Annotated in this window: 12 protein-coding genes; 8 read left to right on the plus strand and 4 right to left on the minus strand. The window is 73.6% G+C overall.

Going from position 1 to position 14,611, the window contains the following annotated elements:
• Together ACWDRR_RS05860 and ACWDRR_RS05865 are read right to left on the minus strand one after the other, a co-directional pair.
• A partial coding sequence (locus ACWDRR_RS05860) for a choice-of-anchor A family protein (RefSeq protein WP_449770935.1) occupies positions 1 to 1,335 on the minus strand: 1,335 nt, incomplete at its 3' end.
• A gap of 149 nt (positions 1,336 to 1,484) precedes the next feature.
• Complete coding sequence (locus tag ACWDRR_RS05865; RefSeq protein ID WP_449770936.1) at positions 1,485 to 2,276, minus strand: TetR/AcrR family transcriptional regulator C-terminal domain-containing protein; 792 nt, start codon at positions 2,274 to 2,276, stop codon at positions 1,485 to 1,487.
• Positions 2,277 to 2,368: 92 nt separating this feature from the next.
• On the opposite strand from ACWDRR_RS05865, the gene ACWDRR_RS05870 reads away from it, so the two are divergent.
• The 5 genes from ACWDRR_RS05870 (at position 2,369) to ACWDRR_RS05890 (ending at position 7,135) form a co-directional block, all read left to right on the plus strand.
• The gene (locus ACWDRR_RS05870) at positions 2,369 to 3,223 is read left to right on the plus strand and encodes a siderophore-interacting protein (RefSeq protein ID WP_449770937.1); all 855 of its coding nucleotides are present in this window, start codon (positions 2,369 to 2,371) and stop codon (positions 3,221 to 3,223) included.
• A 414-nt stretch (positions 3,224 to 3,637) separates the two neighbouring features.
• Positions 3,638 to 3,901, plus strand: coding sequence for a Clp protease N-terminal domain-containing protein (locus ACWDRR_RS05875; protein ID WP_449770938.1), 264 nt, complete (start codon positions 3,638 to 3,640; stop codon positions 3,899 to 3,901).
• An 86-nt stretch (positions 3,902 to 3,987) separates the two neighbouring features.
• Positions 3,988 to 4,422 carry a hypothetical protein gene (locus tag ACWDRR_RS05880; RefSeq protein WP_449770939.1) on the plus strand — a complete coding sequence of 145 codons (435 nt, stop codon included), beginning with the start codon at positions 3,988 to 3,990 and terminating at the stop codon, positions 4,420 to 4,422.
• 164 nt (positions 4,423 to 4,586) lie between these two features.
• Positions 4,587 to 5,909, plus strand: a complete 1,323-nt coding sequence (locus ACWDRR_RS05885; protein WP_449770940.1) for an aminotransferase class V-fold PLP-dependent enzyme — start codon at positions 4,587 to 4,589, stop codon at positions 5,907 to 5,909.
• Positions 5,910 to 6,130: 221 nt separating this feature from the next.
• Positions 6,131 to 7,135: an alpha/beta fold hydrolase gene (locus ACWDRR_RS05890; protein WP_449770941.1), complete on the plus strand. Its 1,005-nt coding sequence runs from the start codon at positions 6,131 to 6,133 to the stop codon at positions 7,133 to 7,135.
• Between the two features lie 25 nt (positions 7,136 to 7,160).
• Here the strand turns inward: ACWDRR_RS05890 and ACWDRR_RS05895 are convergent, their stop codons facing one another.
• Complete coding sequence (locus ACWDRR_RS05895) at positions 7,161 to 8,645, minus strand: VWA domain-containing protein (protein WP_449770942.1); 1,485 nt, start codon at positions 8,643 to 8,645, stop codon at positions 7,161 to 7,163.
• A gap of 71 nt (positions 8,646 to 8,716) precedes the next feature.
• The gene (locus tag ACWDRR_RS05900) at positions 8,717 to 9,589 is read right to left on the minus strand and encodes an AAA family ATPase (protein WP_449770943.1); all 873 of its coding nucleotides are present in this window, start codon (positions 9,587 to 9,589) and stop codon (positions 8,717 to 8,719) included.
• 431 nt (positions 9,590 to 10,020) lie between these two features.
• Between ACWDRR_RS05900 and ACWDRR_RS05905 the strand changes: the two genes are divergently transcribed.
• The 3 genes from ACWDRR_RS05905 to ACWDRR_RS05915 all read left to right on the plus strand — a co-directional run bounded on the left by ACWDRR_RS05905 (position 10,021) and on the right by ACWDRR_RS05915 (position 14,593).
• Positions 10,021 to 13,308: an ALF repeat-containing protein gene (locus tag ACWDRR_RS05905; protein ID WP_449770944.1), complete on the plus strand. Its 3,288-nt coding sequence runs from the start codon at positions 10,021 to 10,023 to the stop codon at positions 13,306 to 13,308.
• Positions 13,309 to 13,416: 108 nt separating this feature from the next.
• A complete protein-coding gene (locus ACWDRR_RS05910) occupies positions 13,417 to 13,803 on the plus strand; it encodes a hypothetical protein (protein WP_449770945.1) in 387 nt (128 codons plus the stop codon).
• 253 nt (positions 13,804 to 14,056) lie between these two features.
• Entirely contained in the window at positions 14,057 to 14,593 is a 537-nt protein-coding gene (locus tag ACWDRR_RS05915) for a hypothetical protein (protein WP_449770946.1), read from the plus strand.
• Positions 14,594 to 14,611: the final 18 nt, after the last annotated feature.

Raw genomic sequence — 14,611 nt, forward strand, 5'->3', positions numbered from 1 at the left:
GTAGCCGGTGGGTGGGGTGGTTTCGCGCCAGTAGTAGGTGCCGGTTTCGACGGTGCGTCGGCAGATGCCGTCGGCGGGGGTGGTGCAGGTGGTGCCGACCTGGGTGTCGGGGTTGGCGCCGCTGGTCTGGAGGCCGGCGACGTTGTTGGTCTCCTGCCAGAGTTCGAAGACGGCGCCCGCCAGTGCCGTGCCGGTGGTGGCGTCGGTCTTCAGCACCCGGACCTCGCCCGTGACCGGCGGGGTGGTGCAGGCGGGGAGGTCGCCGTTGAACGGGTAGGAGTGGAACTCCTGGCCGCCGCCCCCGACCGGGAGGCTGGTGTGGGTGAGCGAGCCGGTGGTGAAGAACCGGCCGTTGATCCCCGCGAGGGTGACGGTGGTCAGCGAGGCCTGCCGGCCGATCAGGAAGCTGCCCTGGAACTGGCCGGTGCCGGCCAGGGTGACGGTGGTGGCGTCGGGGAAGTTCCACAGCAGGTGGTCGCGGTAGCCGTTGAGCGGGTCGTCGGTGTCGTTGATGCCGCCGCTGAAGGTGTTCAGGGTCCGGGTGGTGCCGAGGACGTTGACCAGGATCGTGGCGCCCGAGGGGATGTTGGCGAAGACGATGCCCTGCTGGCCGCCGGTCGGCCCGGTGAGGTCGAAGTCGGCGTTGAACACCTGGAGGGCCGAGCTGCCGTCACCGGTGAACAGGGTCTGTCCGCCCTGGTTCACCGCGGTGCCGGTCGGGGTGCGGAGGGCGCCGCCGACGCGGGCGTAGCAGTCGGACGCGGCGGTGAGCTGGTCGCGCAGACCGCTGTACGGCTGCACGGCGTTGGGGTCGGTGACCGACGTCCCGGTCACGGTGCCGGTGACCGCACCGGCGTGCCGGACCACGCCGCCCTCGGCGACCAGGCTCTGGCCGGTGGCGATGGTGACGCCGCCGCCGGTGGTGAGGAAGTCCGCGCCGTCCGGCGGGGGGACCCGGGAGCCGACGCCGGCGATGCCGACGTTGTAGATGGAGCTGACCCCGGCCTCCTTGGCCTGGGTGAAGCTGTCGAGGACGACCACGCGGCCCTCGGCCTCGGCCGCGCGACCGGTGACCAGGAACTCGTTGCCGACGAAGACGTTGATGCCGTTGTCCCGGCCGGCGAACGGACCGTTGTTGATCGAGCTCGGGTACGGGTTCGGGCAGCTGCCGGGGACGCACGGCCCGAGGCCGCCGGGCAGCGGCGCGGCCACGGCCGAGACCGCCCCGGGGCCGAGGGCGAGGACCGGGACGAGGGCCGAGATGACGGTACAGGGGAGGGCCAGGGCGCCGGCCCGTCGGCGGACGCGGGTGAGCAGTCGGTTGAAGGAAGCCATAGTCGAAGCGTCCGGCAGCTTGTGCGAATCGGGTCACCGGTGAACTGCTCGCCTACGCTGATCGGTGACCGGGCGTACCCGCTCAGACCAACCGTCACCTGGGCAGCGGACAGTGGCGACCGCGCCCGCCGCCCCGGGCGCCGCGGACCCTACGGCCGCCCCGGCCGGGCGACCGCCGCCTCGACGCCGTCCAGCAGGACGGCGAGGCCGGTGCGGAAGGCCTCCCGGGTCTGCGCCTCCAGGTAGCCGTCCCCGGCCTCGGGGGCGGCGCCGCCGCTCTCCAGGGCGGTCAGCAGCGGGAAGCGCTCGGCGAAGTCGGGTGCGAGTTCGGCGAGTTGGGCGGACCGGGCATACCACCAGTCCTCGTCGGCGACGCCGGTGTCGGCCGCCGCGGCGCGGGCCTCGGCGGCAGTCCGGGCCATCCCGCGGACCAGCTGCCAGAGGGCCGCGACCACGCCGCGGAGCAGCCGTGGCTCCAGCCCCGCGCCGTCCAGGATCCGCAGCACCGCCTCCATCGCGCCCAGCTCGGCCGGGCCCAGGACCGGCCGGGCCTGGGAGATCTGCAGCACCCACGGGTGGCGCAGGTAGCAGGTGAAGGCCTCCTCGGCCCATGCGGTGACGGCGGTCCGCCAGCCCTCGGCGGGGTCGTGGCCGGTGGGCAGCTCGGCGAGCACCCGATCGTGCATCAGGTCGAGCAGCTCGGCCTTGCCCGGCACGTACGTGTACAGCGCCATCGCGGTGCGGCCCAGCCGCTCGCCGACCGCGCGCATCGACAGCGCGGCCATCCCCTCGGCGTCGGCGACCGCGATCCCGGCCGTGACGATTGCGTCCACGCTCAGGGCGGGCTTGGGGCCGCTGCGCCCGGTGCGCGGCTCCTCCGGCCCGCGCCAGAGCAGGGACATCGAGCGGCGGGCATCGCCCTGGCCGGCGAAGACGGTCACGGGAGCAACTCCTTATGGCGTAAAGTATCCTCGAAGAGGTAATTCCTTATGGCGTAAGGTTATCAGTGGAGCCGAAACCGGAGGGTCCGACGGTGGCATTGCCCGTCACATACATCCAGGTCATCGCGGTCGAGCGGGTCACACCGCGGACGGCCCGCATCACCTTCGAGGCCGAGCGGCTCGACGAGAGCGTCGGCCGCACCCCCGACCAGCAGGTCAAACTCTGCTTCCCCCGGCCCGGTCAGGCGGAGCCCGTCCTGCCCGGTGGCGGCGACGACCCGATGGGCTGGTACCAGGCCTACCTGGCCGTCCCGGAGGACGAGCGGCCGTGGATGCGCAGCTTCACCGTCCGCCGCCGGCGGCCCGGCGGCCGGGTGCTGGAGATCGACTTCGTGCTGCACGGCGACCGCGGCCCGGCGAGCACCTGGGCGGACCGCGCCCGGCCGGGGGACCGGCTCGGCATGGTCGGCCCCTCCGAGCTCTACGCCCGGCCGGTCCCGCTCGCCGCCGCCGTCGCCGGGGCCGACTGGGTCCTGCTGGCCGGGGACGAGACGGCGCTGCCCGCGATCGCCACGCTGCTGGAGGCGCTGCCCGCCGGCACCCGGGCGGTCGCCTTCCTGGAGGTGGCCGACGCGGCGGAGCGGCAGTCGCTGGCCACCCGGGCCGACCTCGCCGTGCACTGGCTGTACCGCGACGGCGCCGCCCCCGGCGGTCCGCTGACCGAGGCCGTCCGCGCCGCCGAGCTGCCCGGCGGTACGCCCTTCGCCTGGCTGGCCGGTGAGGCCTCGGCCGTCCGGGCGCTCCGGCGTCACCTGGTGGGGGAGCGCGGGCTGGCCAAGGCGTCGGTCGAGTTCGGCGGGTACTGGCGCCACCGGCTCACCCAGGACGACGCGCCCACCGCCGAGGACCTCGCCGACGCACGGGAGAAGCTCGCCGGGGCGGGGTGAGCGCGGCGGGGCGACGGGGGCCGGGATGCGCCGGAGCAGGGCCGTGTCGGAGCGGCCGGGAATCCCGTGGGCTGCGATCCGTTCGAGTGGCACCGGGGGCTGCCGCGCCGGTGAGCGGGGTGATTCCGCTACGAACAGCGGGAACGCCGTCGCGCCGCCGACCAGCTCGGAAGAATGCGCGTACTTCCTCGACGCACCACTTTGGTCAGCCTTGCTCGATCTGCCCAACAACCCACCTTTACAAGACTCTTGAGTGATCTCATGCCGACTTGGCACGGCCTGCGACTGCGGGTACGGGTATTCGGCCAGCCTGGCGAGAAGAGATCTCTTCCGTGATTTCCGGATTTCTTACTACGATGCGCCGAGTCGGGCCCCACCACCCCGGTGGTCCCACGTACGAGGTATCGAGGCGCCATGGCGGACGACCACGTACCAACGGCTACACCGCGCTATCTCGCGATTCTCGACGAAGCCGGCCGGATCGCATCCGAACTCGGGCACGGATACGTCGGAGTCGAGCACCTCTTCCTGGCGACCCTGAGAGACCCGCAGGCGGTTCCCACTCAGGTCCTGACGGAGTTCGTCCCGCCGGAGCAGGTGACGGCCGCCCTCCATGACCTCCTGTCCTCGCCCGGCTACAACACGCCGACCCGGAACGTGGTGTTCCCGGCCGAGTAGTCGGCGGCGAACTGGCGGGCACGACCACCGGGCCTGCGTGCGGCAACGCCTCACGCACGTCAACCGCTCATCGGGAAAGGACAATCGTGTCAGCATCTCGATCCATCCGCTCCGCTCTGACGGCCGTCGCGCTGGCCGTGGTGGCCCTGTTCGCCGTCCAGGGGGTCGCCGCCGCGGCGACCCCCGGAGCCCCGTCGGCGAAAGCCGCCGCCGCGCAGGCGCCAGTGTCCGGTCCGCAGGCCCAGGAAGGCATCGCGACCCCGCTCGGGACATCCTGGTGCCGGCTGGGCTGGGCGATCTACGAGTGCTCCTCCATGCCGGAGTGCACCCCGGCCAAGGACGGCAAGACCTACCGGGACCGCTACGGCAACCTCTGGCGCTGCGGCCTCTTCGACGGTTACTGGGCCTGGGACGCCCAGCAGGGCTGCATCGCACCCGCCGAGATCGCGTCGGGCTGGGCCCAGCCGGGCCTGACGCCTGCCCGTTCGGCGGCGCCCGCGCGCGAGTTGCTGCTCTGCTGAGCCGGGCGGCACCGTAGCGGACCGCGCCGGTACCGAGCGGGGCGGTCCGCGGTGCAACCGGGTTCCGGTACACACCGCAGTCCGGGGCGCGTCGGCACGGCAGGCCGACGCGCCCCGGACGGACCCGACCACACACCCCGGCCACGCGATCACGTGCAGGAGACATGAAACCGCTCATCGACCGCCGACGGCTCGTCCTCTCCGGGCTCGTGGGCGGAGCCCTGGCCCCGCTCGCCGAGGTCCGCGCGTCCGCCGCGAGTCCGGTACCGCCCGAGGCCTCCGGCCCACCCCGCGGCTTCGTGCCGGGCGACTGGAACTCCGTCCGTGACCAGTTCCGGCTCTCCCGCACCTACGCACAGTTCGCGGCCTTCACGTTCGCCGCCCACCCGGCCGGCGTGCGCGACGCCGTCGCGACGCATCGGACCAAACTGGACGAGGATCCGAGCCGCTACCACCGGGAGAACGCGGACCGCGAGCGGGCCGCGCGCACGGCCGCCGCAGCCTACCTGGGCGTCCGCCCCCTGGAGGTGGCGCTGACCGACAGCACCACCATGGGGCTCGCGATCCTCTATCAGGGGCTGCGACTCGGGCCCGGGGACGAGATCCTCACCACTCGGCACGACTTCCACTCCACCTACGAGGCACTACGCCAGCGCGCCCTGCTGACCGGCACCGCAGTGCGCCGGGTGAGCCTCTACGACGACCCGGCCGGCGTCTCGGCCGACCAGTTGACGGGACGCCTGCTGGCGGCCGTGACCCCGCGCACCAGGGTCCTCGCGCTGACCTGGGTCCACTCCGGCACCGGCGTCATGCTCCCGATCCGGATGATCACCGACGCGGTGGCCGGGATCAACGCCCGTCGGGACGCGGCCGATCGCATCGTCGTATGCGTCGACGGGGTCCACGGCCTCGGCGCGGCCGGCACCGTTGTGGCGGACCTGGGCTGCGACTTCTTCGCCGCCGGCACCCACAAGTGGCTGTACGGGCCGCGCGGCACGGGCGTCCTCTGGGGGCGCGAGGACGCCTGGCCCCTCGTCCAGCCGATCATCCCGAGCTTCGGCTGGATGCGCGAGGACCCGCCGCCGGTCGTCGACCCCGGTTTGATGGCCACCCCGGGCGGCTTCCACGCCTTCGAGCACCGCTGGGCCCTCCCGGAGGCGTTCGCCTTCCACACCGCCATCGGCCGGGACCGGATCGCGGACCGAATCCGCACCCAGGCCCGGCAGCTCAAGGACGGACTGGCCGCGATCCCCGGCGTCCACGTCGCCACACCCCGCGACGACGCACTCTCCTGCGGCATCGTCTGCTTCTCCGTCACGGACCGGGAGCCCTGGCACGTGGTCGCGCGTCTGGAGTCTGACCACCGCATACTCGCCGACGTCACCCCGTACGGCGGCGCCCTGGTTCGCCTCGGCCCCAGCCTGGTGACCAACCCGCAGGAAGTGGACAGGGCTGTCCACGCGGTGGCGGCGATCGCCCGCCACTGAGCCGACCACCCCGCCGTAGCCCCGAGGAGCCGCCCACGCCAACCGCACTGGGTGCTCTGTCGTCATGGCCGGGCGTCCTGAAGGCCGGGCTCCGGCCCGTTGGCCGGGTGGGAATCCCGTGGTTCCCGGGTTGTTCCGCTGGGCAGGGTGGACAGCGACCGGTCGGACGTCATCCGTCCGGTGGTGGACCGGGAACGGCATGAGGAGCAGGGGTGGGCGACGTGACCAGGCAGACCGGCGAGGCGTTCGGCGACATCGGGCACCGCGACATCGAGGTGAACGGGGTCCGGCTCCACCTGGCCGAGCAGGGGGAGGGCCCGCTGGTCCTGCTGCTGCACGGCTTCCCGGAGAGCTGGTACTCCTGGCGGCACCAGTTCGCGCCGCTGGCCGCGGCCGGCTACCGGGTGGTCGCCCCCGACCAGCGCGGCTACGCCCGCAGTGAGCAGCCGTCGGCCGTCGACGCCTACACCCTGCTCCACCTGGTCGGTGACGTCACGGCCCTGATCGGCGCGCTCGGCGGCGGGCCGGCGGTGGTGGTCGGTCACGACTGGGGTGCGCCGGTCGCCTGGTCGACCGCGGCCCTGCGGCCCGACCTGGTGCGCGGTGTCGCCGGGCTGAGCGTCCCGCCGCTGCCGGTCTCCGGGCTGCCGCCGCTGGCGCAGTCCCGGGAGCGGTTCGGCGAGGGCTTCTACCAGAACTACTTCCAGCAGCCCGGGGTCGCCGACGCCGAACTCGCCCGGGATCCGCACTCCACCTTCCGCCGCGTCCTGTTCAGCGGCTCCGGCGACCGCCCCGGCGCGGACTCGCCGAGGGCCTGGGTGGTGCCGGAGGGGCAGACGCTGCTGGACACCGTCCCCGACCCGGAGAAGCTGCCCGACTGGCTCACCGAGGACGACATCGCGGCCTTCGCGGCCGACTACGCCGGGCACGGCGAGCGCGCCTTCACCGGTCCGCTCAACTGGTACCGCAACATCGACCGCAACAACGAGCTGCTCACCGCCTTCGCCGGGCGCGGCATCGAGGTGCCCGCGCTCTATGTGGCGGGGGACCGGGACATGGTGACGGCGCTGGTGGGGCCGGACGCGCTGCGCCTGCTGCTGGAGCAGCTCACGCCCAGGCTGCACCGGCACGTCACCCTCCCCGGCGCGGGCCACTGGACGCAGCAGGAGCGGCCGGCCGAGGTCAACGCCGCCCTGCTGGACTTCCTGCGCCGGCTGGACGACTGATCCCCGCAGGTCATTTGACGGTGCGTCAGATCGGCAGCAGCCGGGTGATCAGCTCGCCCAGCCGGCGGGCGTTGCGGCAGGAGTGCATCTCCACCACCTCCGCGTACGCGGGCGCGGCCGAGTCGCCCTCGCCCCACAGCGAGGGCTGCTCCGGATTGAGCCAGTACACCCGCCGTGCCCGCCCCGCGATCCGGTGCAGGGCGGGCAGGTTGGGGTCGCGGTGGTTGTTCCGGGCGTCCCCGAGGATCAGCACGCTGGTGCGCGGGCCGACCGCGTCCAGATGGTGTTCGGCGAACTCTCCGAGTGCGGAGCCGTAGTCGCTGTTGCCGTGATGGCCCATCACCCTGGCCTCGGTGAGGATGCGCCGGGCCAGCGTGGCCGGGTCGGCGCCGCGGCCGGCCAGTAGCTCGGTGACCTCCGCGGTGCGGTTGACGAAGGCGAACACCCGGACCTTGCTGAACTGCTCGTTCATCGCCCGGACCAGCAGCATGGTGAAGTCGGCGAAGCCGGCCACCGAGCCGGAGATGTCGCAGAGCAGCACGATCTCCGGCCGGACGGGCCGGCGCAGCCGGTGGGCTGGGCGCAGCGGGACGCCCCCGGTGGACAGCGAGCGGCGCAGGGTGCGGCGCAGGTCGATCTGCCCCCGGGCCGCCCGCCGCCGCCGGGCGGCCAGCCGGGTGGCCAGCTTCCGGGCCAACGGGTGGACGGTGCGGCGCAGTTCGGCGAGCTGGTCGCGGCCGGCGGCGAGGAAGTCGATCCGGTCCGCGCTGGGGGCGACGGCACGCTCGGCGATCCGCTCGGTGCCGCGCACCTCGGCCACCCGGCGGCGGGCCTCGGTGCCGACCATGGCGCGGAAGTCCTGGATGCGGCGGCGGATCTCGTCGGCGAGGAGGCGGTCGGAGACGTCGGACGGGGCGTCCGGGGCCGGGCCGGCGCGCAGCGCCGCCAGCACGCGGGCCAGCAGGGTCTCCGGCGCGAGCCGGCCGAGCGTCTGGTGGGCGGACCAGCCGTCCGAGCCGGGCGTCGAGCCGGCGCCGTACCGGCCGAACGCGGCCACCGCCTCGCCGGCCAGCCGGGCCTGGGCGGCCCGGTCGTCGGCGGCCAGGGCGGCGGCGAGGCGTTCGCGCAGGCTCTCGCGGACGGGGTCGGTGAGGTCGCGGAGGGCGTTCCCGGCCGCGGCCCGGGCGTCGTCGGCCTGCTCCGGGCGGTCCGGCGAGGAGCCGCCCCGCGCCGCCTCCGGAGTGCCGACGCCGAGCGGGAAGTACAGGTCGAAGGTGGCGTCGTAGACGGCGCGTTGCCCTTCGGAGCGGAGCAGCGCGGCGGCCAGGCCGGCCCGCAGCTGCTCCCGGTCGGTGAGGCCCAGGAGGTCGAGCACGGCCGCCGCGTCGACGGTCTCGGCCGGCCCGGCCCGCAGTCCGTGGCCGCGCAGCGCCCGGACCAGCCCGGTCAGCCGGGCCGCGAGGTCGGCGGGCGGGGCAGGCGTGGCGGGCGTGGCGGGCAGGGCGGGCATGGCGGGCGGGGCAGGGGCGGCGGATCCACCGGTTCCGGCCGGGCCGGCCGCTGCGGGGGAGCGGCGGTCCGTCATGCCGCGGTGAGCTTCTGAGCGGCCTTCAGGATGTCGTCCTGGTGCTTGAGGATCACGCCGAGGGTGTCGCGGACCACCGCCTCGTCCAGGGTGTCCGCGCCGAGTGCCAGCAGCGTGCGGGCCCAGTCGATGGTCTCGGCCACCGACGGCGCCTTGCGCAGGCCCATCGTCCGCAGCGCGCCGACCACCCGGACCAGCGAATCGGCCAGCGTCGCGTCCAGACCGGGGACCTTGAGCCGGACGATCCGGCGTTCCAGCTCGGCGTCCGGGTAGTCGAGGTGGAGGAAGAGGCAGCGCCGGCGCAGCGCTTCGGAGAGCTCGCGGGTGGCGTTGGAGGTGAGCAGGACGAAGGGCCGCCGGGTCGCGGTGATGGTGCCCAGCTCCGGCACCGTGACCTGGAAGTCGCTGAGCACCTCCAGCAGCAGCGCCTCGACCTCGACGTCGGCCTTGTCCATCTCGTCGATCAGCAGCACGGTCGGCTCGTCCCCGCGGATGGCGGTCAGCAGCGGCCGGGTGAGCAGGAACTCCTCGCCGAAGATGTCGGTGCGGGCCTGGTCCCAGCCTTCGTCCCGGCCGGCGGTGATCCGCAGTAGCTGCTTGGCGTGGTTCCACTCGTAGAGCGCGCGGGCCTCGTCGATGCCCTCGTAGCACTGCAGCCGGACCAGCCGGGCCCGGTTGATCTCGGCCACGGCCTTGGCGAGTTCGGTCTTGCCCACCCCGGCCGGGCCCTCGACGAGCAGCGGTTTGCCCAGCCGGTCGGCCAGGAAGACGGTGGTGGCCACCGCGGTGGAGGCCAGGTAGCCGGTTTCGGCCAGCTGGGCGGCGGCGTCCGCCGCCGACTCGAAGAACCCCGTGCCGTCGCCGCCCATGTGCCCCACTCCCGTCGGTCCGTCCGTGCCGAGCAGCACCCTACCGGCCGGTCACTTCGCTGTCCCGGCCCTGCGGGGGGCGCCCGGCCGGACCCCGGGGAGTGCGGGGCGCGACCCCGGAGTCGACGGCGCGTCATGGAAGGTTTCAACGGTGCTTCGTACGCTCCGTGAATGGTCCGTGACCGAATCAGACGACGGAATCCAGCCAGCCGGTAGGTATTCGGACGAACTGAAGTGGGAGATCAAATTCCGCTTTATTCGAACTAGGATCCTCGCGGTGCCATGACAACTGTTGCGGCACGAAGGGGCCTTGACGGCCCGGGGGAACGTGAGGGGATATGACCTACACGACATCAGGGGCGGGGGCGTCACAGCGACGGCGCCTTCGTGCCAGGGTTTCAGCGCTCACCGCGCTGGCGCTGGCAGCAACCATGGCCGGTACGACGATCGCCCAGGCGCTGCCGGCCGAGGCCGGCCCGGCGCCACTGCCCGCCGACGCGAGGGGCCGGGTCGTCGAGGCCTGGGAGCTCGGCGGCACGGCGACCAAGGACGCGGCCGAGAAGGCCCTGCTCGGTTCCGATGCCGACATCACCAACTTCCTGGCCAGGACGCTGGACCGCGCCTCGGCCGAGGACGAGCGCTTCACCATCCTGAAGATGCTCAGTTCGACCGGCCAGGGCGTGCGCGACGCCGCCTCCAAGGCCCTGAGCGGCACGGACGCGGACGTGCACGCGTTCATGCTGTCCGGCTGGCAGAACCCGATGAACGACGACCGCCGGGTCGCGGTCCTGGGCATCATCAACAACGGCGACGCCGGTGTCCGGTCGGCCGGGACCAAGGCGCTCAACGACGGCTCCGCCAAGGCGCTCGACGACTTCCTGACCACCGGTCGGGCCCGGGCCCAGGCGGAGGACGACCGCGTCACCGTCCTCACCATGCTCGGTCAGAACCCCGGCCCCGAGTTCGTCAAGCAGGCCAACCGCGCACTCAGCGGGACGCCCGACGACCTCAGCGCCTTCCTGGAGACCGGCCAGTACCTGGCCCGCACCCGGGACCAGGAGACGCTGTCGATCTCCCAGCTCGCCCAGGCCGCCGCCGAGGCGGGCAAGCGGGCCAAGGTCGAGACCGACGCCGCCAAGGAGGCGGGCGCCCGCGCCGAGAAGGCCGCCGCGGAGGCCAAGAAGGCCGCCCAGACCGCCGCCTCGGAGGCCGCCGCCGCCAAGGACGACGTCGAGAAGGCGGGCGCCGCGGCCAACCGCGCCGCCCAGGCCGCCGAGGGCGCGGCCGCTGCCGCGCGCACCGCGATCGACGCCTCGAACGCGGCGGTGTCCGCCGCCCGTACGGCCGCCAACGCCGCCCGCTCGGCGGCCTCGGCCGCCGCCGCGGCCGGTCAGGCCGCCGCCCGCGCCTACAACGCCGCGGCCTCCGCCGCCGGCAACGCCGCCGAGGCCGGTGCCGCTCGCGCGGCCGCCCAGACGGCGCGTGACGCCGCCCGCGGCGCCCGGGACGCGGCCTCCGCCGCCTCGCAGGCCGCCGAGGCCAGTGCCCAGGCGGGCCGGTCCGGTTCGGCCGCCGCCCGCGCGGCCCGTGACGCGGCCTCCGCCGCCGAGGCCAGCGCGGCGGCCAGCAGTTCGGCCGGCGCGGCGAGCACCCAGGCCGCCCGGGCCCGGGCCTCCGCGGACGCCGCCCGCAGCGCGGCCAACTCGGCCACCGCCGCCGCCGGCCGGGCGGAGAGCCTGGCCGCCTCGGCGGCCTCGGCCGCCAACGAGGCGAACGTGCGGGCCAACAGCGCCGCCGACCACGCCGAGAAGGCCGCGAAGGCGGCCGAGGACGCGGCCAACGCCGCGGGCCAGGCCCAGGACTGGGCCAACCTGGCGACCGCCCACGCCAACGCCGCGATCGCGGCGGCCAAGACCGCCACCGACGCGGTGACGCAGGCCCAGAGCATCGAGAAGCTGGCCCGCGAGGCCGAGGCGGCGAAGCTGGAGGCCGACAAGCAGCAGGGCATCGAGGAGGCCGCCGCCCTCACCAGGGCGGAGCAGTCCGACCAGGCCCGCGCCTCCAAGGCGCAGACCGAGGCCGGCACGGTGGACGCCGAGACCAAGGACCTGGTCCAGAAGGCCGCCACGGTGACGGACGTCGCGGCCGCGGCCGGCTTCGGCCGCAAGGCCGCGGTCAACCTGCTGAAGGCCTCCGGCTCCTGGACCCGGGACGCCGCGCAGAGCGCGCTGTCGGGCACCGACCAGGCCGTGGTGGCCTGGGCGAAGTCCGACTACCCGCGCAGCCTGCGGCTGGACGACCGTGACAAGATCGTCTACGTGGCCTCGATCGCCGACTCCAAGGTGTCGGCCGCCGCGCAGAAGACCCTGGAGAGCACCGACCCGACGGCGGTGGAGAAGTTCCTCACCGGCGGCGCGCTGGACGTGCAGGCCGAGGACTTCCGGGTCCAGATCCTCACCCTGATGAACGCCGGCGGCACCGCCGTCAAGCGCGAGGGCACGGCCGCGTTGAACGACGGCAGCGTGAAGGCGCTGGCGGGCTTCCTCACCCAGCGCTACGAGAACGCCGTGGCCGAGGACGACCGGGTGGCCGTCCTGACGGCGGTCAACAACGGTGGCCCGAACGTGAAGGCCGCCGGTACGGTCGCGCTGGCCGGCCCGGCCTGGATGCAGCACGACTTCGTGACCACCGTCCAGTACAAGGCGGCCCAGCTGGACCAGGACACCGACACCCACGTGTCCTCCATCCTGACCATGATCGCCAACGCGGCGAAGGAGGCGGCCACCGCGAACCAGAACGCCCAGCTGGCGTTCGAGGTCGCGGCCAACGCCCGCAGCGCCGCGCAGGAGGCACGGGACTGGGCGGACAAGGCCGCGGCCTCGGCCAAGGAGGCCGACGGGTACAAGGCCGACGCCCGGGCCAAGGCCGACGCGGCCAACGCCTCGGCCGCGGCCGCCGCCACCTCGGCGCAGAAGGCCAAGGACGCCGCGGCGACCGCCCAGACGGCCAACCGCCAGGCCAACTACTCGGCCAACCAGGCGAGCGCGTCCGCGAAGCAGGCCCTCGGCTCGGCGGCGAGCGCGCAGTCCTCGGCCGCCCAGGCGGCCGCGAGCGCGAGTGCGGCGGGCAAGGACGCCGCCGCCGCCTCCCAGGCGGCCAGCGAGGCGCACTCCATCGCCGCCCAGAAGCGGGAGCAGGAGCAGGCCGCCGCGGCTGCCGCTGCCGCCGCCCGGGCGAAGGCGAACGAGACCAACCACGTGAACCCGGCCAACACCACGGCCAACGACGCGGTGCCCAACCCGGCGACCCCGGCCGCGAACGGCGCGCCGGGCACCGACCCCAAGCAGGGCGCGCACGACTTCGCCCTGCTGGCCGGGCACGTGAGCACCGTGACGGGCTTCCTCGCGGTCGGGTTCTCGCTCTTCCCGCCCACCGCACCGCTCGGGGCGTTCTTCGGCGGGGTCTCCCTGGTGACCGGTGTGGTCAGCGCGGCCGTCTACGGTTGGGCCGACAACTGGAGCGGCCAGAACTTCAAGAACGCCTGCGCGGGTGTCGCGCTCTCGCTCATCGGCGCGGGCGCCGGCAAGGCGATCAAGGAGCTCGACAAGATCGGTGCCGTGGCCGAGACCGGTGTGAAGGCGGCGCGGTCCGTCGCGTCCAAGGCGGCCGAGGCGGGGCACAACATCGTCTCGCCGATCGTCGGACTCTTCACCTGGTGAGCTGATCCGGTCCGCGGCACCGGCCGCGGACCGGATCGTCCGTGATTTCGAGCAAGGACCGCGGGGCCCGGGTCCGTCCGGGCCCCGCGGTCGGGGCAGGGGATGGGCATGCAACCTTTCGGGCTCGGTGTGGTGGCGTGGTGGCTGATCGCGGTGCTGGTGACGGCGACCTTCCTGGTGTTGCTGGTGCCGTGGATGCCCACCCGGTCGTTGAAGATCCAGGCGTCCGTGACGCCCGTCGCCATGGCGCTCTTCGGCTGGCTGGCCCACCTGGCGAAGCACTACTCGCCCGCGGCCGTACTGGCGATGTACTCGCTCACGGTCCTGGTGTTCCCGGTCGGCATGATGGGGCACCGCAAGGAGACGGCGCGGCGGTTGCTGGACCGGGAGCAGAACGGCGCGACGGCGGAGAACGAGCCGCCGCGCGCGATGACCGTCCAGATGTGCATCGCCGCGACGGTGCTCGGGGGTCTGGCGGTGTGGATCACCTTGTAGTCCCGGCCCCGGGCGGTGGCGTCCGGTCCTGGCGTCCCTTTCCACGCATTAACAAGTCGTATGCGAAGTGTGAATACGGTGTGGCGGTCGAGGGGAATCGGATCTTCCGAAGATCCATCCGCTCGTGATAGCAATGGTGCCGGTCGGAGTGCGCGGGGGGTCGAAAGCATCGCCCGACCTGGGTTCATGCGCACGCCGTGCCCGCATTCCAGAGTGAATTGCAGTAATTGACGGCACATAGGGGGCCACCATCATGAGTTCCATCACCAGGCTGTTCACCGTCGGCGCGGTTGCGGGCGCGGTCGCGCTCTCCGGCGTCGTCGTCGCCGGCGCCGCCACGGCCGCCCCGGCCGGTTCGGCCGTCACGGCTGTCACGGCCGCCGACGACACCCCGCCGCCGCCGGCCGTCGAGGACTTCGCCTACCCGGGCGCCGACCAGATCTTCAAGGACCGCGGCATCAAGCTCACCCGCGGCGACGGCCACATCGTCCTGGTGGCCTGTGGCACCCCCGGTCTGATGGAGGTGAACGCCCGCGGCATGCAGGACATCGACAAGGTCGGCGGCGGCCGCTTCTGCTTCAAGACCACCGGCACCACCGGTTACCTCAGCCTGGAACTGCCCTCGGTCTACGGCGTCAGCACCAACGACTACGCGGCCCACCTGACCATGGCGGCCGGCACCGACAGCAAGACCTACGACCTGCCGAAGAACGCCTGGACCGGTGTCGGTGAGATCGGCGACCCGCAGCACCGCCCGTTCACCCTGCTGGAGATCACCACCACCAAGTGACGGTTCCGCCGCCACCCC

Source organism: Kitasatospora sp. NPDC003701, assembly GCF_053587085.1.

Coding starts and splice junctions, on each gene's coding strand:
- ACWDRR_RS05875 (WP_449770938.1), top strand. CDS start 3,638: ATGGCGGACGACCACGTACCAACGGCTACACCGCGCTATCTCGCGATT.
- ACWDRR_RS05885 (WP_449770940.1), top strand. CDS start 4,587: ATGAAACCGCTCATCGACCGCCGACGGCTCGTCCTCTCCGGGCTCGTG.
- ACWDRR_RS05895 (WP_449770942.1), bottom strand. CDS start 8,645: ATGCCCGCCCTGCCCGCCACGCCCGCCACGCCTGCCCCGCCCGCCGAC.
- ACWDRR_RS05900 (WP_449770943.1), bottom strand. CDS start 9,589: ATGGGCGGCGACGGCACGGGGTTCTTCGAGTCGGCGGCGGACGCCGCC.
- ACWDRR_RS05905 (WP_449770944.1), top strand. CDS start 10,021: ATGGCCGGTACGACGATCGCCCAGGCGCTGCCGGCCGAGGCCGGCCCG.
- ACWDRR_RS05910 (WP_449770945.1), top strand. CDS start 13,417: ATGCAACCTTTCGGGCTCGGTGTGGTGGCGTGGTGGCTGATCGCGGTG.
- ACWDRR_RS05915 (WP_449770946.1), top strand. CDS start 14,057: ATGAGTTCCATCACCAGGCTGTTCACCGTCGGCGCGGTTGCGGGCGCG.